This is a genomic window from Mycolicibacterium boenickei (genome assembly GCF_010731295.1).
Lineage (GTDB): Bacteria > Actinomycetota > Actinomycetes > Mycobacteriales > Mycobacteriaceae > Mycobacterium > Mycobacterium boenickei.
The window spans coordinates 1,031,192-1,050,221 of record NZ_AP022579.1; the positions used below are offsets into that span (position 1 = coordinate 1,031,192).

Here is a 19,030-nt window from a genome sequence, read left to right on the forward strand (position 1 = left end):
GGACCGCGCCGTCCTGCCGCCGAGCCGCCACAGGTGATCCGCCGGGATCCGAACTACCGCCCGGCGTGGCCACCGAATCCGCCCACGCCGCCGCCACGCACGCCACCACCACCTCCCCGGCGCCGGGCCACGCCGCCGCAGCAGCCCCCGCCGCCCCGGCAACCCCCGAGACGCCCACCGCGTCCGCCCGCGCCCGGACCCGCGGCTGCGCGCCCTCCCGCGCCGGCACCGGTGCGCAAACCCCGGAAACGACGGCATTGGGGCCGGCTGGTGCTGGCGGTGCTGCTGGTCGCCGTGGTGGCACTGATCGGCGGCGCCTTCTGGGTCGACTCGTCGCTGCACCGCATCCCCGCGCTCGCCGATTACCCCGAGCGCCCCGGTGCGGCGCACGGCACCACCTGGCTGCTGGTCGGATCCGACAGTCGCCAGAACCTGAGCCCCGAGCAGCAGGCCGACCTGGCCACCGGGGGTGACATCGGCAACGGCCGGACCGACACCATCCTGTTGGTGCACATCCCCGGCCTCGGCTCGGGCACCCCGGCCACCATGGTCTCGATCCCCCGGGACTCCTACCTGCCGATTCCCGGCTACGGCGAGGACAAGGTCAACGCGGCGTTCTCCCTGGGCGGGGCGCAGCTGCTGGCTCAGACCGTCGAGCAGGCGACCGGCCTGCACCTCGACCACTACGCCGAGATCGGGTTCGACGGTTTCGCCGCGATGGTCGACGCCGTGGGTGGGGTGACGATGTGCCCGGCCGAACCGATCAGCGACCCGCTGGCCGGGATCGACCTGCCGGCGGGCTGCCAGGAACTCGACGGTCGCAGCGCGCTCGGCTACGTCCGCACCCGCGCCACGCCGCGCGCCGACCTGGATCGCATGAACAACCAGCGGGCGTTCATGTCCGCCCTGCTGCACCGGGCCACCAGCCCGGAGGTCCTGCTCAACCCGTTGCGGTGGCAGCCCATGGCCAAGGCCGCCACCAACTCGGTGGCGGTCGACGAGGACGCGCACGTGTGGGATCTGGGCCGGCTCGCCTGGGCGATGCACGGTGATGACATGGTCACCACGACGGTGCCGATCGGCGAATTCACCGGCAGCGATTCGGGTGCGGTCGTGGTGTGGGACAGCGACGCCGCCGGCCGCCTGTTCACCGCGCTGGCCAACGACGCAACCGTCCCCGAGGACGTCATCGAAAAGCCCCAACCTTGAGCTTAGGCAAAGCTAAATTAGGTAATAGCAAATTCTGTTCAGCAAATGTAATGCGCGCCACACTGTACCGGGCCGACTAAGGTAAAGCTGACCTCAATGAGGTCAACCTTCGATGACAATGCGCCCTGACCTGCGATATCCTCGCGATCATGACGACGACCGGTGAACTCGACACGAAATTCCACGCACTTATCTCCGACCAGATCCGCAGCGAGTTCACCGCGGCACAGCAATACATCGCAATTGCGGTTTATTTCGACGGCGCCGACCTCCCGCAGCTCGCCAAGCACTTCTATGCGCAGGCGGTCGAAGAGCGCAACCACGCCATGATGCTGGTCCAGTACCTGCTCGATCGGGATGTCGACGTCGAGATCCCCGGGGTCGATGCGGTGTGCAACCGGTTCGATGCTCCCCGTGACGCCCTCGCCCTGGCACTCAGCCAGGAGCGCACCGTCACCGAGCAGATCAGCCGGCTCGCCAGTGTCGCCCGCGAGGAGGGCGACTACCTCGGCGAGCAGTTCATGCAGTGGTTCCTCAAGGAGCAGATCGAAGAGGTCTCGTCGATGGCGACGCTGGTGCGCATCGCCGACCGCGCCGGCTCAAACCTGTTCCACATCGAGGATTTCGTCGCCCGCGAACTCGCCGGTGGCGCCGGGGCGGACACGAGCGCCCCGAAGGCCGCAGGCGGCAACCTCTAGGCGGCCCTCAATCCCGGCCCGCACCCGTCAGGCCGTTCTGCAGCCAACTCTTGGTGCGGCCGGGATGGTTGGTGGCGACCCAACCCACCCCGATGTCGCGGCAGAACTGGACGTCCTCGTAGTGGTCGACGGTCCAGCAGTACAGGGCACGTCCCTGGGCGGCAGCGCGGTCGACCAGTTCCGGATGCTCGCGCAGCGTCGCGATGGACGGTCCGACGGCTGTGGCCCCGACCGTGGTGGCGGCACTGCCGCCGAGGTATCGCGACGTCTCGCCGAGTAGCACGGTCGGCAGCATCGGGGCAGCCCGGCGGATCCGCCACACCGCGGCCGCCGAGAAGGACATCACCACCGCACGGGACAGATCGGCCGAGGCCGGCGCGGCGATGCCGTACCGGTGCAGCAGGGCCAGCACCTTGTTCTCCACCAGAGCGCCGTAGCGCACGGGGTGTTTGGTCTCGATGAACAGCTTGACCGGCCGGTTCCAGTCCAGCACCAGCGAGACGAGGTCGTCGAGGGTCAGCAGCCCGGTGTCCCCGATCGGGCCTTCAGGCACGGCGCTCTCATCGCCACCGCCCCGCCCGCCGGCATGCCAGGACCCGTAGTCCAGCCGGCGCAGTTCGGCCAAGGTCATCTCGCTGACCAGACCGGTGCCGGTCGAGGTGCGGTCGATCCGGCGGTCATGCACACACACCAGGTGCCCGTCGCGGGTCAGACGCACATCGCATTCCACGCCGTCGGCACCCTCGCGCAACGCGAGATCGTACGCGGCGAGCGTGTGTTCGGGCTTGTCGGCGGAAGCTCCGCGGTGGGCCACCACGAACGGATGCCCAGGCCCCGGTGTCGCCTGCGCAGCGGCTCCGTCGTCGCCCGTTTCCATACGGCCTATGCTGCCGGGTTCTGCCCTTGGGTCTCAACCGGAACGGCGGATTCAGCCGAATCCTCACGATTCTGCGAAGGCTCGGGCTCCCGCGAAGGCTCCTCGGTCTCGGCCCCGGTCTCGGGAGCGTCGGGCTCCACCACCACCCAGTGCGGGATGCTGCGCTGAGCCGTCGTACCGCTGCCCTCGAAGCCGGAGAACACCTTGGCGGTCAGCAGGAAGGCCACCAGCGCCAGCAGATAGCCGACGATCGTCATCACAGTGTTGTCGGCGATGTTCTGCGAGGTGTTGTTGAAGAAGGTCACGTACACGGTGCTCGCCATCGACCACGTCGCCACCACTGCGCTGAGCACCAACGCGATCCACCACATCACGATCAGTCGCCGCAGGTGTGAGAGACGGCCTTCGAGTGCGGCCAGTTCCCACACGAACACCGGTGCCATCACCAGGTTCACGCCGGGCACCAGGCAGCCGAGCCACAACGTCCTGGCGCTGCGGGGATCCGCCTCGCCGTGCGCGGCGTAGCCGGCCGCCCGGCGTGCGATCAGCCAGCGCACGAGTGCCACCACCGTCAAGACCACGCCGACGATCGCCACGACGCTGGCCAGCAGGCCGATCACCACGCCGCCGATGGCGATCAGCGGGTGCAGCAGCACACTGCGGTTGATCAGTAGCAGTGCGTACCGGATCACATGGGCGAAGGCCGCGATGCCCAACACCACCATGGCGGCGACGAGCATGAGACGTACCGCGCCCACGTTGGACTCGTCGGCGGTTTTCTCGGGTTGCTCGTCGAGATCGAAGTGCTGGTGCAACCCCCAGCTCGGGATCGTGCGGTAGTGCGGGGTCGGCCCGAGCGAGCGCCGCTGGCGCCGCTGGTACGGCGGGGCGCCAGGACGCAGCGCGACCCAGCGATAGCCCTGCGCGAGTCGCGGCGGGCGCTGTCCCGGTGCCTGCGCGGAAGACGTGGGCGGCTGCGCGGGAGGAGGTCCCCACTGGGCCTGGGGCGACGCCGGCGCAGAAGGCGCCAACAACGAGCCTCCGCACCGGGGACACCACGACCGCTGCCGGTCACGCACGTTCCAGCGCGTCCCGCACTGCGAACACACCTGGATCATCCGACCAGCCTAGCCACGATCTTCCGAGAGGTTCGGAGCGGTCAGACGCTGCCCGCGCCGCCGGCGTCGGTGATGACCGGGCGTCCGGCCCCGGCCCAGGCCAGCATTCCGCCCTCGACGTTGATCGGGGTGTAGCCGTTACGGGCCAGGTAGTTCGCCACCCGCAGGGAGCGTCCGCCGGCATGGCAGATCACGTAGAGCTCGGCGTCAGGGTCGATCTCGGCGATCCGCGCCGGAACGTCGCCCATCGGGATGTGCTGTGCGCCCGCGGCGTGGCCGCGCTGCCACTCGTCGTCCTCACGGACGTCGAGCAGCACGACGGCCCCTTCGAACGTGGTGGGTACCGCAGCGATATCTACCTGCCCGACTTCCACATCGTCCATGCCTCCAATGCTCGCATGCCCACGGTGCCGGACGCACCCGACCCGGACGGCTCCCCGCGCCGTTTAGCAACGGGAAGCTATCCACAGTTTCCACAGGTTCATCCACAGCCCGGCACCAGCGCGGAAGGCTCCGAGGTGGGAGTTACTGTGCGGTAGCTGTCCAAGACTGTGGATAAACCTGGGCCATCCGCCGCGACGATCAACAACCGTCACCGGTGCGGAGCGAAATTAAGCATTCGGCTAAACGCGGCCACGAACATGGACCCGGCTCAGTTGAGATCAGCCTGATTCCAGTGGGACGGTGCGGCGCATCCACTTACGCGGAGGCCGATTTTCCCCTGACCATTACAGGGTCTATGATCGGCGTCACACCAGCTGTTGTGACAGAACTCACTGGGGGGCAAGCATTGATCGTGCAGGTCAGGAGTGTTTGATGGCGTCACATCCGATCGGATCGGGATCAGCCTTTCCGCAGCCCGAATGGCATTCGTCCGGGCATCTGCACACCCGTAACCAGCTGATGGCCTTCCTCCGGGCCAGCGTGATCGCGCTGCTGTTGCTCGGCGTGCTCGCCGTGATCGTCTTGTTCTGACCGTTGCCCCATCGGGTATACGTGGGGGCGGCACGCGCGTCCTTGCGGTGCGCCCTGCGATGGAGCAATGTTGGCAGCGATCTTGAGTGTCGAAACTTCAGGATCGATGACGACGCCTCGCTCCATCGATCGATAATGAGGAAGGAATCTCGTGGCTGAATACACCTTGCCGGACCTGGATTACGACTACGGAGCGCTGGAGCCCCACATCTCCGGGCAGATCAACGAGCTCCACCACAGCAAGCACCACGCGGCCTACGTGAAGGGCGTCAACGACGCGGTCGCCAAGCTCGACGAGGCACGGGCCAACGGCGACCACGCCGCGATCTTCCTCAACGAGAAGAACCTGGCCTTCCACCTCGGTGGCCACGTGAACCACTCGATCTGGTGGAAAAACCTGTCCCCCAACGGTGGTGACAAGCCGACCGGCGACCTCGCCGCGGCGATCGATGACCAGTTCGGTTCGTTCGACAAGTTCCAGGCGCAGTTCACCGCCGCCGCCAACGGGCTGCAGGGCTCGGGCTGGGCCGTGCTCGGCTACGACAGCCTCGGCGACCGCCTGCTCACCTTCCAGCTCTACGACCAGCAGGCCAACGTGCCGCTCGGCATCATTCCGCTGCTTCAGGTCGACATGTGGGAGCACGCGTTCTACCTGCAGTACAAGAACGTCAAGGCCGATTACGTCAAGGCGTTCTGGAACGTCGTGAACTGGGAGGACGTGCAGAACCGCTACGCGGCGGCCACCTCCAAGACCAACGGCCTGATCTTCGGCTAGTCCCGGTTCGGTCCGATCGAGGGCTGGATCAGTTTCTGATCTCTCACCAAGGGGCGTCGCGCGACTGCGTGACGCCCCGCCCTCATTTCTGGGGCCTGCCCATTCTTGGCCGACTCGTTACCGGGCCGGGTCCCGTGTCGTCTTGCACAGCTGCGACGACTGCCGCATTCTGATCTGATCGACCCACAGAAGTGTCGGAGCACCGGTCAGCCGGTGGCCCAACACCGATGTCCCGGAGGCGATATGGATACGACGGGGTCCGGCAGGGCGATCGAGATCGCCCCCTTCCACTCCGGTGGTGCGCTCAAAGGATTCGTGGTCTCGGGTCGGTGGCCTGACTCCACCAAAGAGTGGGCACAACTTCTCATGGTTACGGTCCGTATCGCTTCGCTGCCCGGATTGCTCTCCACCACAACGATTTTCGGCGTCCGCGAGGAATTGCCCGAGCAGCCCCATCCCGGCACAGTCGGCCTGGTCATCGCGGAGGGCCCGGTGGTCGGCGAATCCGCGGTTCCACCCGGGTATTTCGCCGACCATCAACCACCGGCGCTGTTGATGCTGCACCCGCCTTCGGAGACGACTCCGTCGCTTCCCGAATGCACCGGCGCGGCCTCGGGATGCGTACTGCTGCCCGGCCTTCCGTACCTCGGGCTCGAACATCGGGCAGCCTGGGTCGAGGCCGAATCGGATGGCACGGTGACCTCGGTGGTCAGCCGGGTCGGCGTCGATCCGATCAGCCACCCCGATACCGCGATCCTGGCAATGCTCCTGGCGGCGTAGCGGTGCCAGAACCGGGACATCCTCTCCAAAGAGGAGAATCTGGCTACCCAAAATGGGGAAGAAACGTAGCGGTCTCGGCAGACAACGGCTAAGGTCCTCAAGATCAGCGAAGGGCAGCAGCCCGCAATCGTCGCGTCGACACGGTGGCATCAGCCCGGCCGACTAACCGCGATGCGGTGGGTGAGACCTTCGACCGTATGTAAGTGCGCCGCGCGAGCGGCACGTATCGGCGGTGTGTCGAAAGGTCGCCATGTCCGCAGCCGTAGGCGTCTGCGTGAGCGCCAGCAGCAGAGGCGCCGCATTCGGCGACCCGCCTCGGACATCAGATAGCCGTGACACCCCGCCGCAACCGTGGCCGCAGCCCGATTTGTACCGGCGATTGTCCCTCGACAACGCAAACCACCGCCGGTTTCCGTCCCGCAACCCCGCCTGGAATCGGCTCCGGAATCCTTCCGTGACCGTCTGGCTATCCCACGCAAGGGGGCTGATGCGCATTCCATCGTCCAACCTGTAACGTGTTCCACGTCGTTCGACAACGGCGTCGCGCGCAATCCGACGCAACCCGGGGTCCCGGCTACAGCAAATATCCGTTTCCCCTAGTCACGGACCCGCCGCGGTTGCCGGCTCAGAAGTTGATCATGATCGAGCGCACCCGTGCGCGCAGCTCATCGCGCCCAATACAACGCGACCGTCACCTTTTGCATTGCCAGACGGCGCAATCCCGCTCCACCTCCATGGCGAAGGCCTCGGTTTCCGTGGCAGAGACTGTCAAAACACAAAGCTAGTTTAACTTTTGTGGCGTTTGCACTTGGTTGTCGTCACAACACTCGCTACCATAGTCAGCAAATACGCCGCCTATTCGTACCGCTCGTGAAGCATGTGGAGGTCAAATCGATGAGCAAGACGTTCGCCGCCCGCCTAAACCGCCTGTTCGATACGGTTTATCCGCCTGGGCGCGGACCCCACACGTCTGCCGAGGTGATCGCCGCACTCAAGTCCGAGGGCGTGACCATGTCGGCCCCGTACCTGTCGCAGCTTCGTTCGGGCAACCGGACAAACCCGTCGGCGGCAACCATGGCCGCACTTGCCAACTTCTTCCGGATCAAGCCGGCTTACTTCACCGACGACGAGTACTACGAGAAGCTCGACAAGGAGCTGACCTGGCTGGCCAGCATGCGTGACGAGGGGATCCGCCGCATCGCCGCCCGCACCGTCGGGCTGTCCAACGAAGCTCAGCAGGACCTGGTCCAAAAGGTCGACGAGCTGCGCCGTCGGGAACACCTCGACGACTGATTCGTCGTCCCGTTCGACTGGCGTCTGCGCGCTGAAACCCACGTCGGTGGGGACCATCTCGGTGGTTCCCACTCGCGCGGGTCTCAGCTGCGCGCTGCCCTGCGGTCCAATTCGCGGTACTGCTCGGCGATCGCCAGAATCCATTCCCGGTCCGAACAGGATTCCGGCTGGCTGAGCCAGGCCAGCCCCGGGAAGGCCGAATCCTCGGCACCTTCTCGGGTGTCGTAGATCCACTGCGCGACGGCCTGCGCCTGCTCGGCAGGCGGCACGTGAGGTCGTTCGATATCGCCGAATTCTGTTGCGTCACTTGATCCACCCGATCCACGGGGCGTGGCGGCAGTTTCGTGCTGACGCTCGTCGGCCGCCGTGGCTTCCAGGTACAGCGCGTCGGAGATCAGGGACATCCGTTCGGCGACGCGGAACACGAGCGGTCCGCGGGGGCGCACCCCGATACCCACGTCGGGCTGCCGGCGGGCCAGTTCACTCAGCAGCGGTTTGATGGTCCGCAATTCCTGTCGGGCACCGAACCAGTCCTCGACGCTCGGCAACAGCGATCCGGCGGCGACGATGACCATGGCGCAGCCGAGCATGGTGGCCGCGGCGCCGACACCGACCGGCTCCGTCCGCCCCGCAGCCCGGAGCAGGATGAAGCCACTGGCCGCGACGATCAGCACCATGCCGACCGTGAACAGGAACAGCGCCCGCCCGCGTCGGCTGCGATTCGAATAGCGCAGGCCCGCCCACGCCACCAGGGTGAGGGCGAGGAACACGTACAGCAGCGGCAGCAGCCACGAGGTGGCGTTCGACCCGAGGTCCCGCTTCAGATACTCAGAGGGCGACATCTCCGGCAGTCGGCCGGCCCGGAAGAAGATCACCACGCTGATGACGGCGACGACACCGGCGACGCCGTACTGGATCAGGGCGATGCGCCGGGTGAGCACGGCCGAATGACCCGACGATGCCGTCGTGATCATCACGCAACTGCCGGCCGCGCAGGCGATCAGGGCGACCTGGCTCAGCGCGACCGCGATGTTGGGCCAGTGCACCACTGTGTCGATCAACAGGGCGAGCGGCTGCCAGTTCAGGGCTGCCACGACGCCGAGGCTGCCCAACGACAGGATCATCGCGGAGCTCACCAGGGACTGTTTGTTGACCAGTGCCCAACCGATGCGCAGGCCGGTAGCCAGGCCGAGAAGGCCGGCGATCACCCAGACGATCAACCAAATGCCTCTCCGAGGCGAACCTGCACGATCGAGGACCGGTCGGAGGGCAGTCGACCCAGCCGGTACAGCAGGAGGGCGGCGAAGTCCTCGGCCTCCTGCTCGATGTCCTCGCCGTTGGGCCCCATGCATCCGGTCCGCTGGTTGAGCATGTAGCTGATCAGATCGGACGTGGCCACCTCGGCTGAGGCCGCGGCCGCGTCGACGATCGATATGCCCTCATGCCCCAGCACCAGGTGGCCGAGTTCGTGAGCCAGGGTGCGGTCCCAGGCCGGGAGGCCCTGCTGGATGAGAAACACATCGCGGTCGGCGTATTGCCGCCACTGCCCGCAGACTCCGGGGGGAAGTTCGGCCATGGTCAGCTCGATCGGCCTACCGCGGTCGGCGCTCACCGCGTCGACCAGGCGGGTCAGCGTGACTTCGCCCTGCCGAGGGGCGAGGTCGAGAACCTCGTTCACAGCGCGCGTGACGCTTCGACTGGCGGACATGATCCCCCTTTCCACCGTGATTCTCCCAGGTCGTTCCTAACGCATGAATCGACTGGCGTCGATTCGGACGGTTCGGCCGGCTTTCGCCTGCCGATAACCCACCAACCCGCCCAGGCCGGTCAGCGCCATCATCCCGGTCACGCCGGGCAGCGCCATCGCCGCGATCTCCATCGTGTTCGCGGTACGCAGGTAATCCGTGTAGCCGGCTCGGAAAGCCGGTGAGATGGCGCTGTCCAATCCGACAGCTGCGGGAGGCCGAGCCTCGGTTCGCATCTTGGTGGACGGTTGAATGTCCGGTCCCGATCCAGGGCCGGACCGTGGCCCGCGGTCGGAGTCCGGAGCACCCACCGGCACCGCGAGCGGCGGCACGATGACGGGCAGGACGACGACCGGAACGGCGATCGGCGCCACCCCGGCGGCCGCGGCCAGCCCCGGCGGGGGCGCAGCCACAGCGGGCGCCTGTGCCTGCGGCGCCGGCAATTGCATCTCCGGCGGGCGCGGGTAGTTGAACGGTGCGGGCACCCCGCCACCGCCGCCTCCCCCGCCGGCTGCGCCCCCGATGAGGGTCGTGGTGGTCTCGGTGGTCTCCGACGTCTCAGACGTCGTCTCCGAGGTCGACTTGGTGGTCTCGGTCGTTTCGGTCGTCTGGGTCGTCTCGGTCGTCTCGGTCGTCTCGGTCGTCTCTGTGGTCCGTGAGGTGGTGGCCGTCGTCGTCACCGCCGTCGTCGTCACAGCCGTCGTCGAGGCGGTGGTCGACACGGTCTCGCTGGCCGACGTCGTGGCGGTCTCCGACTCGGACGGCTCAGTGCTCGGGGGCGTCTCGGTCTTGGTTCCGGTCGCGGTTCCAGTTTGCGGGGGCGTCTGCGTACCGGACGGTTGCGACGACTCGCCGGGTTCTTCGGTCTTGGTCGGTTTGCCGGTCGTCTTGGTCGGCTTGCCCGTCGTCTTGGTGGGCTTGTGGGTCGTTCGCGTGCCCGACGAACCGCTGCCGCCGTCATCTTCGCCCTGGGAATCGCCGTCCTGATCGTGACCCTGGCCGTGGTCCTTACCCTGGTGTCCGTCGTGACCGTTTCCGCCGCTGTTCGACGAACCTTGGCCGCTGTCGGGGCGGCCCCGATCCGGATCGGCAAATGCCAGCGCTCCCCCGAGACCGGCGATGATCAGGCCCGAAAGCACCAGACCGGTCGAGGCGGCGACGCGCAACCGCGAACGCACGTTGTCACCACCCTTTCGCGCACCGCCCGCAAGCTCCGATTGATGAATTCGATTCTTGCACAAACAGGCAGGCCAAATTTGCTAGCTGAGGCGATTGCCCGCCGTGATCGCGGGGACGCGCGGCGGAGCAAATCCACCGGACGATACTGTGGGTCTGCAGCAGTTCTGCGGTGACCATGAACACACGACGAATTGACCGGGAGGCAACCGGAATGGGCCTGTTCACGCGACGAAAAAGCCGCGCCACCCGCCGCGCCGAAGCCCGCGCCATCAAGGCCAAGGCCAAGCTGGAAGCCCGGCTCACCGCAAAGAATGAGGCTCGTCGCATCAAGTCCGACCGAAAATCGGCGGACCAGGCCCTCAAAGCTCAGGTCAAGGCGCAGCGGGACAGTGATCGCAATGCCCTCAAGGTGGCCGAGGCCGAGTTGAAGGCGGCGCGCGAGGGACGTCTGCTCGCCCCCGCCAGGATTCGCCGTCTGCTGACCGTCACACGTTTGCTGGCGCCGGTACTCGTGCCGTTGATCTATCGCGCCGCCACGGCCGCCCGGGGTGCCCTGGACGAGCGTCGCGCCGATCGGCTCGGCGTCCCGCTGGCCCAGCTCGGTCAGTTCTCCGGACACGGCGCCGAGCTGTCCGCGCGGATCTCCGGCGCCGAGCAGACCCTGCGCCAGGTCGCGGAGAAGAAGCCCAAGGACGCCGAGACCAAGCAGTTCGTCACGGCGATCAACGAGCGGCTCACCGACCTGGCGGCCGCGGTGACCGCCGCCGAGAACATGCCGACGGCACGGCGCCGTGGGGCCCACGCGGCCATCGCCGCCCAACTCGACGGCATCGATGCCGATCTGATGGCGCGGCTGGGACTGGTCTGAGCCGACGTACATGACCGGCGCCCGTATCGACCCCGCAGCCCCGCTGCGCGGTACGGCCGTCGGCTCCCTCACGGCCGCGCTGGCCATCGCGGCCCACGGCATCGGCGGCGGCGCCCTGCCGGGCGGGGCGGTCGCCGCCCAGCTCGCGATCCTCGCGGTGACCCTGGGATCGGTGGCCGCGACCGTCGCCTGCGCGAGCCGCACCGTGGTGTTGTGGGGGTTACTCGGTGCCGGTCAGCTGCTGGCCCATGCGCTCCTCGCGACGGTGGGGCACTCGCACGATGCCCGGCCGGGTTTGGTGATGTTCGGCGCGCACCTGGCCGCGGTGTCGCTCGGCGCGGGCCTGATCGCCTGTGGTGCGCGGCTGTGGGCCGCGGTTTCGCGGGTGGTGCGCGCCGTGGTGCCCGGCGGCCGGGCCCTGCCGGTGCCGACGGTCCACGTCATCGCACGCGGCACGGACCGGCCGCTGCAGTCGGCCCTTTTCCTGGCCGCCTCGGTGTCTCGTCGGGGTCCGCCGGTCGGCGTCAGCGCCTGACCGTCCGACCCGACCAACTCCAGAAAGACACCTAGAAATGCAACCCCTCACCGGGGCGTCCTCACGCGCCCTGCTCACGACCGCCGCGGTAGCCGCCGCGGGGCTGCTCTCCGCCGCACCGGCCTGGGCGCATGTCCACGTCGAAGCCGACAACCCGACGCCGGGGACCACCTCGGTGCTCACCTTCCGCGTCCCCGGCGAATCCGATACCGGCGCGCTGACAACGCAATTGAAGGTCGACCTACCCAACGTGGCCTCGGCCCGCACCGAGGTGATGCCGGGCTGGACGGCCAAGCTCGACCGGGACACCGCCGCGGGCACGGTCCGCACGGTCACCTGGATCGCGGCTCCCGGGGTCGGCATCTCACCCGAGCAGTTCGCCCTGTTCCGGGTGTCGGTCAAGCTTCCCGACGCGGCCACCGCGAGCTTCCCCGTCACCCAGACCTACTCCGACGGCTCCGTGGTCCGGTGGGATCAGGCCCCGCTGCCCGACGGCAGCGAGCCCGAGCACCCGGCTCCGCAGCTGACGCTGACCGGTACCCCTGCCGAAGGCGAGCACGCTCCCGCCGCCGCTCAGCCCGCGGGCACCGTCGACAATTCGGCCCGGTGGCTGGCAGGCGGGGCGTTGATCGTCGCGGCCGCCGCGGTGGTCGCAAGCCTGCTGAACAGGCGCCGGTCATGAGCCGGCTGCTGGCGGCGACCCTGACCGGGCTGATGCTGGCCGCCTCGGCGCTGGTCGGGGCGCCCGCGGCATCGGCGCATGCGGCCAGGATCGCCGCCGACCCGGCCGAGCAGTCGGCTCTGCGCACGTCGCCCTCGCGGGTGAGCGCCACCTTCAACGAGGCGTTGCAGCCGGCCTTCGCCAACATGACGGTCGTCGGCCCGGACCACAACCTGTGGTCCGAGGGTGATCCGTCGGTTGCCGGTGCGGTGCTCAGCGTGGGGGTCCGCCCGCTGGGCCCGGCCGGTAAGTACACCGTGAACTACCGGGTGACCTCGGCGGACGGGCACGTGGTGTCGGGTTCCTGGTCGTTCGAGCTGACCGTCGCCGGTACGGGGACGCCGGGGCCCGCCGCCTCGGCACCCGCGCAGACCGACGGCGGCGGCATTCCGGTGTGGCCGTTCGTGCTGGTCGCCGTCATCGTCATCGGCGGCGGAGCCTGGTGGGCGGTCCGGCGTCAGCGGTGACCGGCGCGCTGATCCGGGCGCTGGCTGACGGCGCCGCCATCGTCACCCTCGGTCTGGCCGCGGTGCCGCTGCTCGAAACCGACCGGTACCGCGCCGAGTTGAGCCGGAAGGCGGCCGGGCCCCTCGCCGTGGCCGCGGCGGCCTGGCTGCTGGCCGAGATCGTGCGGCTGACCGTGGACGCCGCACAGACCGCGGGTGTCGGGTTCTGGCAGATCGGCGTGCGCACCCTGACCGATTTCGGCCTGCACACCGCTGCGGGCCGTTCGGGGCCGGTCGGCATCGCGGCGGCCCTGATCGTCGGGGTGATGGCGATCCTGGTACCGCGTGGTGCCACCACCACGGCCACGACCGTCGGCGTCGCGGCCGTCGGCATGGCTGCCAGGACCCTGGCCGGGCATCTTTCGGAGAGCGCTGTCGGGGGGATGGCAGTGGCGGTGCATTCGCTTGCCGCCGCGGTGTGGTGCGGGGTACTGGCGGCGCTGGTGCTGACCGTGACGCACCGCGGCCAGTGGGCCAGGGTATTGCCCCGGTTCTCGCAGTTGTCGCTGTCCTGCGTGGGTGTACTGCTGGTCGCCGGGGTGGCCGGGGCGGTGATCAAGTTGAACTCACCCGCCGAGCTGTGGGCCACCGGTTACGGCCGGGTGCTGGCGGCCAAGATCGTCGTCACGGTGGCCCTGCTGGGGCTGGCCTGGCGAAACCGCTCGCAGTGGCTGCCCGCGGCGCGGGCTCACCGCAGCAGCGCCGCACTGTCGCAGCACCGCTCGTTGGTGGAATTGGGCATGATGGCTGTTGCGGTCACGCTCGCCGCGGCTCTGGCCGTCACGGGTTGACCGCTGCGGCGCCTGGCATGATGGGAACCACTGCCGGCCCCACCCTCCGCGATGGCGCGGAGCACCAGATACTGCAAAGGAGCAGCCAGATGGCAGAGCAGCAGGATCACCCCGCCGAGAAGCCCGAAACCGCAGCCGAATCCGCTGCGGCCGACGCATCAGCGGCCGGCGCGGATCCTGCTCCGCCCACCCCGGCTCCCAAGCCCGGTCCTCCGCCTGCGGCCAAGAAGGCTCCGGCCAAGGCTCCCGCCAAGAAAGCGCCGGCCAAAAAGGCCGCGGCGAAAAAGGCCCCGGCAAAGGCCGCCAAGAAAGCTCCGGCGAAAAAGGCTCCGGCCAAGAAGGCTCAGCCCGCCCCACCGACGTCGCCGGCCGAGCCCACCCCAGCCCCTGTCACTCCGCTGCCGGATGTCGCCAAGGCGGCCAAAGAGACTGCGGCTCAAGCCAAATCAACTGTCACCTCGGCCGCGAACCCGGTGTCGGGCCCGGTGCCGGTGCCGATGAGCGAGAGTTCGTCGTCCAAATTGCCGCTGGCCGCGGCGGTGGCCGTGGGTGTTCTGGCCGTGCTGCTGGTGTTGCTCAGCCGCCGTCATTCCGACGAGGACTGATCGGGGCTTGACCCTGACGCGACGTCAGGGCCGATAGTGGCGTCATGCACGTCGATCCGCAGGTGAGGTCCGTCGGCGCGGTTGCCGCGCTGACGGGTGTCTCGGTGCGGACCCTGCATCACTACGACCACATCGGTCTGGTGGTGCCCGGCGTGCGTACCGCGGCGGGTTACCGCGGCTATACCGACGCCGATGTGGAGCGTTTGCATCTGGTGCTGGTGTACCGGTCCGCCGGGCTGGCGCTGGAGGCGATCCGGTCCCTGCTCGACGATCCCGATGCCGACGTGCTCGCCCACCTGCGACGCCAGCACAGCCTGCTGTGTGACCAGGCCGAGCAGTTACAGCAGACCATCAAGGCAGTGGAGGAATTGATGAGCGCCCACGACAGAGGAATTCAGCTCACCGCCGAGGAGCAGGTGGAGATCTTCGGCAGTGCCGTTTTCGACGAGCACGACGACGAGGCCCGTGAGCGCTGGGGCGATACCGAGGAATGGCGACAGTCCCGGCAGCGCACCGCGCAGATGACCAAGCAGGACTGGATCGAGTTCAAGGCCGAGAACGACGCGCTGCTCGACGCCCTGGCCGAGGGCAAGCGCGCCGGGGTACGGCCCGGGTCGGCGCAGGCCGACGAGCTCGCGGCCCGGCATCGCGCGAACATCTCCCGGTTCTACGACTGCAGTGACGACATGCACGTCTGCCTGGCCAACATCTATGTGGACGACGAGCGCTTCGCCCGCTACTACGACGAGGCCGAGCCCGGGCTGGCCCAGTTCGTGCACGACATCATCGTGCAAAGCGTCGCCGACTAGCGGGCTGCGATAATCGCCGGGTGAGTATCGAACCGCGCGCCACCGCTGATCTGGTCGACGAGATCTACCCCGAAGTCCGTAGCTGCGATCTGCAGCTGCAGAACTACGGCGGCAAGGTCATGTTCGCCGGGCCGATCACGACGGTGCGCTGCTTCCAGGACAACGCGCTGCTCAAGTCGATCCTGTCCACTCCCGGCGACGGCGGGGTGCTGGTGGTCGACGGCGACGGGTCGCTGCACACCGCGCTGGTGGGCGACATCATCGCGGGCCTGGCGGCCGACAACGGCTGGTCCGGGGTGATCGTGCACGGCGCGGTGCGCGACGCCGCCGCGTTGCGCACCATCGACGTGGGCATCAAGGCGCTGGGCACCAACCCGCGTAAGGGCACCAAGACCGGTGAGGGCGAGCGCGACGTCGAGGTCAGCTTCGGCGGGGTCACCTTCGTTCCGGGCGAGATCGCGTACGCCGACGAGGACGGCATCGTCGTCGTCGCCGCTCCCTAGCGCGAGCAGACATAAAACTGCCCCTTTTCGATTGAATGAAGTGGTCCCCAGAAGTTGGACACTGACGTTTGGAGCCTAGGCGGCAAGGGCCTGGGCCCGGTATTGGACCGGGCTCAGGCCCTTGAGCGTTGTTGAGATTCGTTCGGTGTTGTACCAGTGGATGTAGGTGTCAAGGGCAGCGGTGAAGTCCTCGACAGTGTCGAACCGGTTGTGGTGGAACATTTCTGCCTTGAGGTGTCCGAAAAGTTCTCCATGACCGCGTTGTCATAGCAGTTGCCTTTGCGCGACATCGACTGCAGCGCCTCAGCGTCGTCGAGCAACTTGCGCCAGGACCAATGCCGGTATTGGAAGCCCTGATCGGAATGCACCAGCGGACATTCACCCGGTTGCAAGGTCGCGATCGCCGCGGCCAGTGACGTGTTGGTCAACTCCACATTCGGGCTCATCGACCACGCGTAAGCCAGAACCGACCGATCGAACAAATCGAGCACCGGCGACAGATAGACCTTGCGCTCACCGATGCGGAACTCGGTCACATCGGTGACCCACTTCTGATTCGGCGCGCTCGCGCTGAAGTCGCGGTTGAGAAGATTTTCGGCGATCTGACCGGCTTCGCCGGTGTAGGAGTTGTACCGGCGGCGCCGCCGCACCCGGCAGATCAGCGCCAGTTCACGCATCACCGCCAGCACGGTCTTTTTGGCCACCACAAAACCCCGCTTGATCAGCACGGTGTGGATCCGGCGGTGTCCGTAACGGCCGTGGGTATCCGTGAATGCCTCGGTGATCGCGGACTTGAGGTCCGCCCGCGGGTCGGGGACCTGCGGTTTGGCGTGGTGGTAGTAAAACGTTGAACGGGCCAGCCCCGCCACCTGCAGCAGCACCGGTAACCGATGATCAGCCTTGAGGGCAGCGACAGCAGCGACTTTCACCGCTGTTCGTGCACCATCAAGGCTCGCAATTTTTTTAGGTAGGCGTTCTCCGCCCGCAACCGCTCATTCTCCTGCTCCAACCGCGCCAGGTCTGTCAACTCCTGCGACGAGGAACCAGCGTCTTGAGGTTGGCGCCCTTTAGGTTTGGGTTTCAACCCTTCCTCACCGAGCCGGCGGTAGGCCCGCACCCAGGTCTGCACCAGCGAGGCCGACGACAGCCCGTACTCCTGAGCTACCTGCTGCGCAGTCGCACCCTCGTCGATCACCTTGCGCACCACCTCGAGCTTGAACTCGAACGAGTACTGCGTTTTGGTCGGTTTAGCCACCAGCACCTTCCTGCCATGCAGGACCCAACGGCGATGTATCTCGCGAACCGGCCCCCGGCTCACTCCCAAATACCTCGCCGTGGCGCTAAAGCCCCGACCCTGCTCGAACAACGCTACCGCCGCACCACGTTGGGCCTCACTCAACGAACTAGAAGGATGCAAAAAAGTACTCCCCAGAAGAAGAAACTGAATTTCTCAGTCCAACTTCCGGGGAGCACTTCAGAAAAGGGGCAGTTTTGCGTCTGGTCGGCAGTGCGGGTTAAACCGTCACTGCGGCACGGTGTTTGGTGAACATCAGCGACTCCTCGTCGACCTTGCCGTACCGGATGGTCCGCATGTCGAAGAAGTAGTTCTGCTTCAGCTTCCACGGCGCTTCCGAGCCCGACTTGGGCAGACTGTCCATGGCCCGCCGGAAGTAACCCGGGGTGAAGTCCATGAACGGCAGCTCGTCGACGGCGTCGCCGGGGTGCTGCGCCTCGACGCGGTCGAAACCGTTGGCGTCCATGTAGTTCAGCAGGCGGCAGATGAACTCGGAGACCAGGTCGGCCTTCAGAGTCCAGGACGCGTTGGTGTAGCCGAAGGTGATGGCCATGTTCGGCACACCCGAGAGCATGAGGCCCTTGTAGGTCATGCACTTGGTCAGGTCGATCGGTTCGCCGTTGCGGTTGGCCGTCGCGCCGCCGAACAGCTGCATGTTCAGACCGGTCGCGGTGACGATGATGTCGGCCTGCAACTCCTCGCCGGAGGCCAGCTTGATGCCGGTCTCGGTGAAGGTGTCGATGGTGTCGGTGACGACGTCGGCCTTGCCGGAGCGGATGGCCTTGAACAGATCGCCGTTGGGCGCCAGGCAGACTCGCTCGTCCCACGGGTTGTAGCGCGGGCTGAAGTGCTTGTCGTAGTCGAAGCCCTCGGGCAGCCTGCGCTCGGCCATCTGGCGCAGCGCCTTCTTGAACACAGCCGGGAACTTCCGGGCGACCTGGTACTGCCCGGTGCTGTAGCCGATCTGCTTCCACCGGTTGATGAAGTGCGCCAGATGCTTCGGCAGGTACTTGTTGGTCCGGGCCGCGACCGGGTCCTCCAGCGGGAGGGCGCCGATGTAGGTGGGTGAGCGCTGCAGCATCGTGACATGGCCGGCGCCCTCGTTGACCAACGACGGGATCAGCGTGACAGCTGTTGCGCCGGAACCGATCACGACGATCTTCTTGCCGGTGTAGTCCAGGTCTTCCGGCCAATGCTGCGGGTGGATGATCTGGCCCTTGAAGTCGGCCGCACCCGGGAACTCCGGCGAGTAGCCCTCGTCGTAGTTGTAGTAGCCGCTGCACACCGACAGGAACGACGCGGTGATCTGCTTGGTCTCACCGTCGTGCTCGACGTCGACGGTCCAGCGGTTGTCGGCGTCCGACCAGTCCACCGACAGGACGCGGTGACCGGTGCGGATGTGGTTGCGGATGCCGTTCTCGTCAGCGGCCTCGTTGATGTAGTTCCAGATCGACTGGCCGTCGGCGATGGACTTCGCCGACTCCCATGGCTTGAACCGGAAGCCGAGGGTGAACATGTCGGAGTCGGAGCGGATGCCCGGGTACTTGAACAGGTCCCAGGTGCCGCCGATGTTCTCCCGGCGCTCCAGGATCACGTAGCTCTTGGTGGGGCAACGGTCCTGCAGGTGCCAGGCCGTGCTGATGCCGGAGATGCCGGCACCGACGATCACAACATCGAAATGTTCGGTCATGGGACCGACGGTATCAACATGGTGTTGAGTCGGTCAACGGTGTGTCGACAAATTCAACA

General features: G+C 67.1%; 23 protein-coding genes and 1 pseudogene. 14 read left to right on the forward strand and 10 right to left on the reverse strand.

Annotated elements, in window-relative coordinates; genetic code table 11:
- Nucleotides 1-36 precede the first annotated feature (36 nt).
- Nucleotides 37-1,209, forward strand: a complete 1,173-nt coding sequence (locus tag G6N57_RS04685; RefSeq protein WP_456152680.1) for an LCP family protein — start codon at nt 37-39, stop codon at nt 1,207-1,209.
- Nucleotides 1,210-1,358: 149 nt separating this feature from the next.
- Nucleotides 1,359-1,907: a ferritin gene (locus G6N57_RS04690; protein ID WP_077739500.1), complete on the forward strand. Its 549-nt coding sequence runs from the start codon at nt 1,359-1,361 to the stop codon at nt 1,905-1,907.
- A gap of 7 nt (nt 1,908-1,914) precedes the next feature.
- Here G6N57_RS04690 and G6N57_RS04695 read toward each other — a convergent pair whose 3' ends face one another.
- The 3 genes from G6N57_RS04695 to G6N57_RS04705 are packed head-to-tail and all read right to left on the reverse strand — an operon-like array spanning nt 1,915 to nt 4,285.
- A complete protein-coding gene (locus G6N57_RS04695; protein WP_077739501.1) occupies nt 1,915-2,784 on the reverse strand; it encodes a glycerophosphodiester phosphodiesterase in 870 nt (289 codons plus the stop codon).
- A 5-nt stretch (nt 2,785-2,789) separates the two neighbouring features.
- Nucleotides 2,790-3,902 carry a DUF4328 domain-containing protein gene (locus G6N57_RS04700; RefSeq protein WP_077739502.1) on the reverse strand — a complete coding sequence of 371 codons (1,113 nt, stop codon included), beginning with the start codon at nt 3,900-3,902 and terminating at the stop codon, nt 2,790-2,792.
- Nucleotides 3,903-3,943: 41 nt separating this feature from the next.
- Nucleotides 3,944-4,285, reverse strand: coding sequence for a rhodanese-like domain-containing protein (locus tag G6N57_RS04705; protein WP_077739503.1), 342 nt, complete (start codon nt 4,283-4,285; stop codon nt 3,944-3,946).
- A 433-nt stretch (nt 4,286-4,718) separates the two neighbouring features.
- Between G6N57_RS04705 and G6N57_RS31625 the strand changes: the two genes are divergently transcribed.
- The 4 genes from G6N57_RS31625 (at nt 4,719) to G6N57_RS04720 (ending at nt 7,725) form a co-directional block, all read left to right on the forward strand.
- Complete coding sequence (locus G6N57_RS31625; RefSeq protein ID WP_165617871.1) at nt 4,719-4,877, forward strand: hypothetical protein; 159 nt, start codon at nt 4,719-4,721, stop codon at nt 4,875-4,877.
- 151 nt (nt 4,878-5,028) lie between these two features.
- Nucleotides 5,029-5,652: a superoxide dismutase gene (locus G6N57_RS04710; protein WP_003883955.1), complete on the forward strand. Its 624-nt coding sequence runs from the start codon at nt 5,029-5,031 to the stop codon at nt 5,650-5,652.
- A gap of 243 nt (nt 5,653-5,895) precedes the next feature.
- Nucleotides 5,896-6,432: a peptidase gene (locus G6N57_RS04715; RefSeq protein WP_077739504.1), complete on the forward strand. Its 537-nt coding sequence runs from the start codon at nt 5,896-5,898 to the stop codon at nt 6,430-6,432.
- An 894-nt stretch (nt 6,433-7,326) separates the two neighbouring features.
- Nucleotides 7,327-7,725, forward strand: a complete 399-nt coding sequence (locus tag G6N57_RS04720) for a secretion protein EspR (RefSeq protein WP_003883957.1) — start codon at nt 7,327-7,329, stop codon at nt 7,723-7,725.
- Between the two features lie 83 nt (nt 7,726-7,808).
- Here the strand turns inward: G6N57_RS04720 and G6N57_RS04725 are convergent, their stop codons facing one another.
- Genes G6N57_RS04725 through G6N57_RS31940 form a run of 3 tightly spaced genes read right to left on the reverse strand, consistent with a single transcriptional unit; the run spans nt 7,809 to nt 10,648 of the window.
- Entirely contained in the window at nt 7,809-8,945 is a 1,137-nt protein-coding gene (locus G6N57_RS04725) for a hypothetical protein (RefSeq protein ID WP_077739505.1), read from the reverse strand.
- On the reverse strand, nt 8,942-9,433 hold the full coding sequence (locus G6N57_RS04730; protein WP_075924568.1) for an ImmA/IrrE family metallo-endopeptidase: 492 nt from the start codon (nt 9,431-9,433) through the stop codon (nt 8,942-8,944). Before G6N57_RS04730 ends, G6N57_RS04725 begins: the two co-directional genes overlap by 4 nt.
- Before the next feature lie 36 nt (nt 9,434-9,469).
- Complete coding sequence (locus tag G6N57_RS31940; RefSeq protein ID WP_234815902.1) at nt 9,470-10,648, reverse strand: hypothetical protein; 1,179 nt, start codon at nt 10,646-10,648, stop codon at nt 9,470-9,472.
- Between the two features lie 212 nt (nt 10,649-10,860).
- Between G6N57_RS31940 and G6N57_RS04740 the strand changes: the two genes are divergently transcribed.
- The 8 genes from G6N57_RS04740 to rraA all read left to right on the forward strand — a co-directional run bounded on the left by G6N57_RS04740 (nt 10,861) and on the right by rraA (nt 15,987).
- A complete protein-coding gene (locus G6N57_RS04740) occupies nt 10,861-11,517 on the forward strand; it encodes a DUF6474 family protein (RefSeq protein ID WP_077739508.1) in 657 nt (218 codons plus the stop codon).
- Nucleotides 11,518-11,527: 10 nt separating this feature from the next.
- Nucleotides 11,528-12,052 (forward strand): hypothetical protein, encoded by a 525-nt coding sequence (locus G6N57_RS04745; protein WP_097926531.1) that lies wholly within the window; start codon nt 11,528-11,530, stop codon nt 12,050-12,052.
- Between the two features lie 37 nt (nt 12,053-12,089).
- Nucleotides 12,090-12,734 carry a YcnI family copper-binding membrane protein gene (locus tag G6N57_RS04750; protein WP_077744009.1) on the forward strand — a complete coding sequence of 215 codons (645 nt, stop codon included), beginning with the start codon at nt 12,090-12,092 and terminating at the stop codon, nt 12,732-12,734.
- Nucleotides 12,731-13,240: a copper resistance CopC family protein gene (locus G6N57_RS04755; RefSeq protein ID WP_097926532.1), complete on the forward strand. Its 510-nt coding sequence runs from the start codon at nt 12,731-12,733 to the stop codon at nt 13,238-13,240. Before G6N57_RS04750 ends, G6N57_RS04755 begins: the two co-directional genes overlap by 4 nt.
- Nucleotides 13,216-14,070, forward strand: a complete 855-nt coding sequence (locus G6N57_RS04760) for a CopD family protein (protein ID WP_234815903.1) — start codon at nt 13,216-13,218, stop codon at nt 14,068-14,070. Before G6N57_RS04755 ends, G6N57_RS04760 begins: the two co-directional genes overlap by 25 nt.
- 89 nt (nt 14,071-14,159) lie before the next feature.
- On the forward strand, nt 14,160-14,675 hold the full coding sequence (locus G6N57_RS04765; RefSeq protein WP_163646603.1) for a hypothetical protein: 516 nt from the start codon (nt 14,160-14,162) through the stop codon (nt 14,673-14,675).
- 44 nt (nt 14,676-14,719) lie between these two features.
- Nucleotides 14,720-15,484, forward strand: coding sequence for a MerR family transcriptional regulator (locus G6N57_RS04770; RefSeq protein WP_077739509.1), 765 nt, complete (start codon nt 14,720-14,722; stop codon nt 15,482-15,484).
- A gap of 20 nt (nt 15,485-15,504) precedes the next feature.
- On the forward strand, nt 15,505-15,987 hold the full coding sequence (gene rraA / locus G6N57_RS04775; RefSeq protein WP_077739510.1) for a ribonuclease E activity regulator RraA: 483 nt from the start codon (nt 15,505-15,507) through the stop codon (nt 15,985-15,987).
- Between the two features lie 75 nt (nt 15,988-16,062).
- Here the strand turns inward: rraA and G6N57_RS31945 are convergent, their stop codons facing one another.
- The 4 genes and pseudogenes from G6N57_RS31945 to G6N57_RS04785 all read right to left on the reverse strand — a co-directional run bounded on the left by G6N57_RS31945 (nt 16,063) and on the right by G6N57_RS04785 (nt 18,971).
- On the reverse strand, nt 16,063-16,209 hold the full coding sequence (locus G6N57_RS31945; RefSeq protein ID WP_235680584.1) for an IS3 family transposase: 147 nt from the start codon (nt 16,207-16,209) through the stop codon (nt 16,063-16,065).
- Between the two features lie 56 nt (nt 16,210-16,265).
- Nucleotides 16,266-16,916, reverse strand: a pseudogene (locus G6N57_RS31950) (IS3 family transposase); the annotation flags it as partial.
- On the reverse strand, nt 16,913-17,242 hold the full coding sequence (locus G6N57_RS31955; protein WP_235652663.1) for a helix-turn-helix domain-containing protein: 330 nt from the start codon (nt 17,240-17,242) through the stop codon (nt 16,913-16,915). The pseudogene G6N57_RS31950 and the gene G6N57_RS31955, both read right to left, overlap by 4 nt.
- Before the next feature lie 259 nt (nt 17,243-17,501).
- Nucleotides 17,502-18,971 (reverse strand): flavin-containing monooxygenase, encoded by a 1,470-nt coding sequence (locus G6N57_RS04785; protein ID WP_077739511.1) that lies wholly within the window; start codon nt 18,969-18,971, stop codon nt 17,502-17,504.
- Between the last annotated feature and the right edge of the window lie 59 nt (nt 18,972-19,030).

What these genes read in the sequence shown, in the direction of transcription:
- G6N57_RS04690 (WP_077739500.1), top strand. Translation starts at nt 1,359, where the DNA reads ATGACGACGACCGGTGAACTCGACACGAAATTCCACGCACTTATCTCC.
- G6N57_RS04695 (WP_077739501.1), bottom strand. Translation starts at nt 2,784, where the DNA reads ATGGAAACGGGCGACGACGGAGCCGCTGCGCAGGCGACACCGGGGCCT.
- G6N57_RS04700 (WP_077739502.1), bottom strand. Translation starts at nt 3,902, where the DNA reads ATGATCCAGGTGTGTTCGCAGTGCGGGACGCGCTGGAACGTGCGTGAC.
- G6N57_RS04705 (WP_077739503.1), bottom strand. Translation starts at nt 4,285, where the DNA reads ATGGACGATGTGGAAGTCGGGCAGGTAGATATCGCTGCGGTACCCACC.
- G6N57_RS31625 (WP_165617871.1), top strand. Translation starts at nt 4,719, where the DNA reads ATGGCGTCACATCCGATCGGATCGGGATCAGCCTTTCCGCAGCCCGAA.
- G6N57_RS04715 (WP_077739504.1), top strand. Translation starts at nt 5,896, where the DNA reads ATGGATACGACGGGGTCCGGCAGGGCGATCGAGATCGCCCCCTTCCAC.
- G6N57_RS04720 (WP_003883957.1), top strand. Translation starts at nt 7,327, where the DNA reads ATGAGCAAGACGTTCGCCGCCCGCCTAAACCGCCTGTTCGATACGGTT.
- G6N57_RS04730 (WP_075924568.1), bottom strand. Translation starts at nt 9,433, where the DNA reads ATGTCCGCCAGTCGAAGCGTCACGCGCGCTGTGAACGAGGTTCTCGAC.
- G6N57_RS04740 (WP_077739508.1), top strand. Translation starts at nt 10,861, where the DNA reads ATGGGCCTGTTCACGCGACGAAAAAGCCGCGCCACCCGCCGCGCCGAA.
- G6N57_RS04745 (WP_097926531.1), top strand. Translation starts at nt 11,528, where the DNA reads ATGACCGGCGCCCGTATCGACCCCGCAGCCCCGCTGCGCGGTACGGCC.
- G6N57_RS04750 (WP_077744009.1), top strand. Translation starts at nt 12,090, where the DNA reads ATGCAACCCCTCACCGGGGCGTCCTCACGCGCCCTGCTCACGACCGCC.
- G6N57_RS04755 (WP_097926532.1), top strand. Translation starts at nt 12,731, where the DNA reads ATGAGCCGGCTGCTGGCGGCGACCCTGACCGGGCTGATGCTGGCCGCC.
- G6N57_RS04765 (WP_163646603.1), top strand. Translation starts at nt 14,160, where the DNA reads ATGGCAGAGCAGCAGGATCACCCCGCCGAGAAGCCCGAAACCGCAGCC.
- G6N57_RS04770 (WP_077739509.1), top strand. Translation starts at nt 14,720, where the DNA reads ATGCACGTCGATCCGCAGGTGAGGTCCGTCGGCGCGGTTGCCGCGCTG.
- G6N57_RS31945 (WP_235680584.1), bottom strand. Translation starts at nt 16,209, where the DNA reads ATGTTCCACCACAACCGGTTCGACACTGTCGAGGACTTCACCGCTGCC.
- G6N57_RS04785 (WP_077739511.1), bottom strand. Translation starts at nt 18,971, where the DNA reads ATGACCGAACATTTCGATGTTGTGATCGTCGGTGCCGGCATCTCCGGC.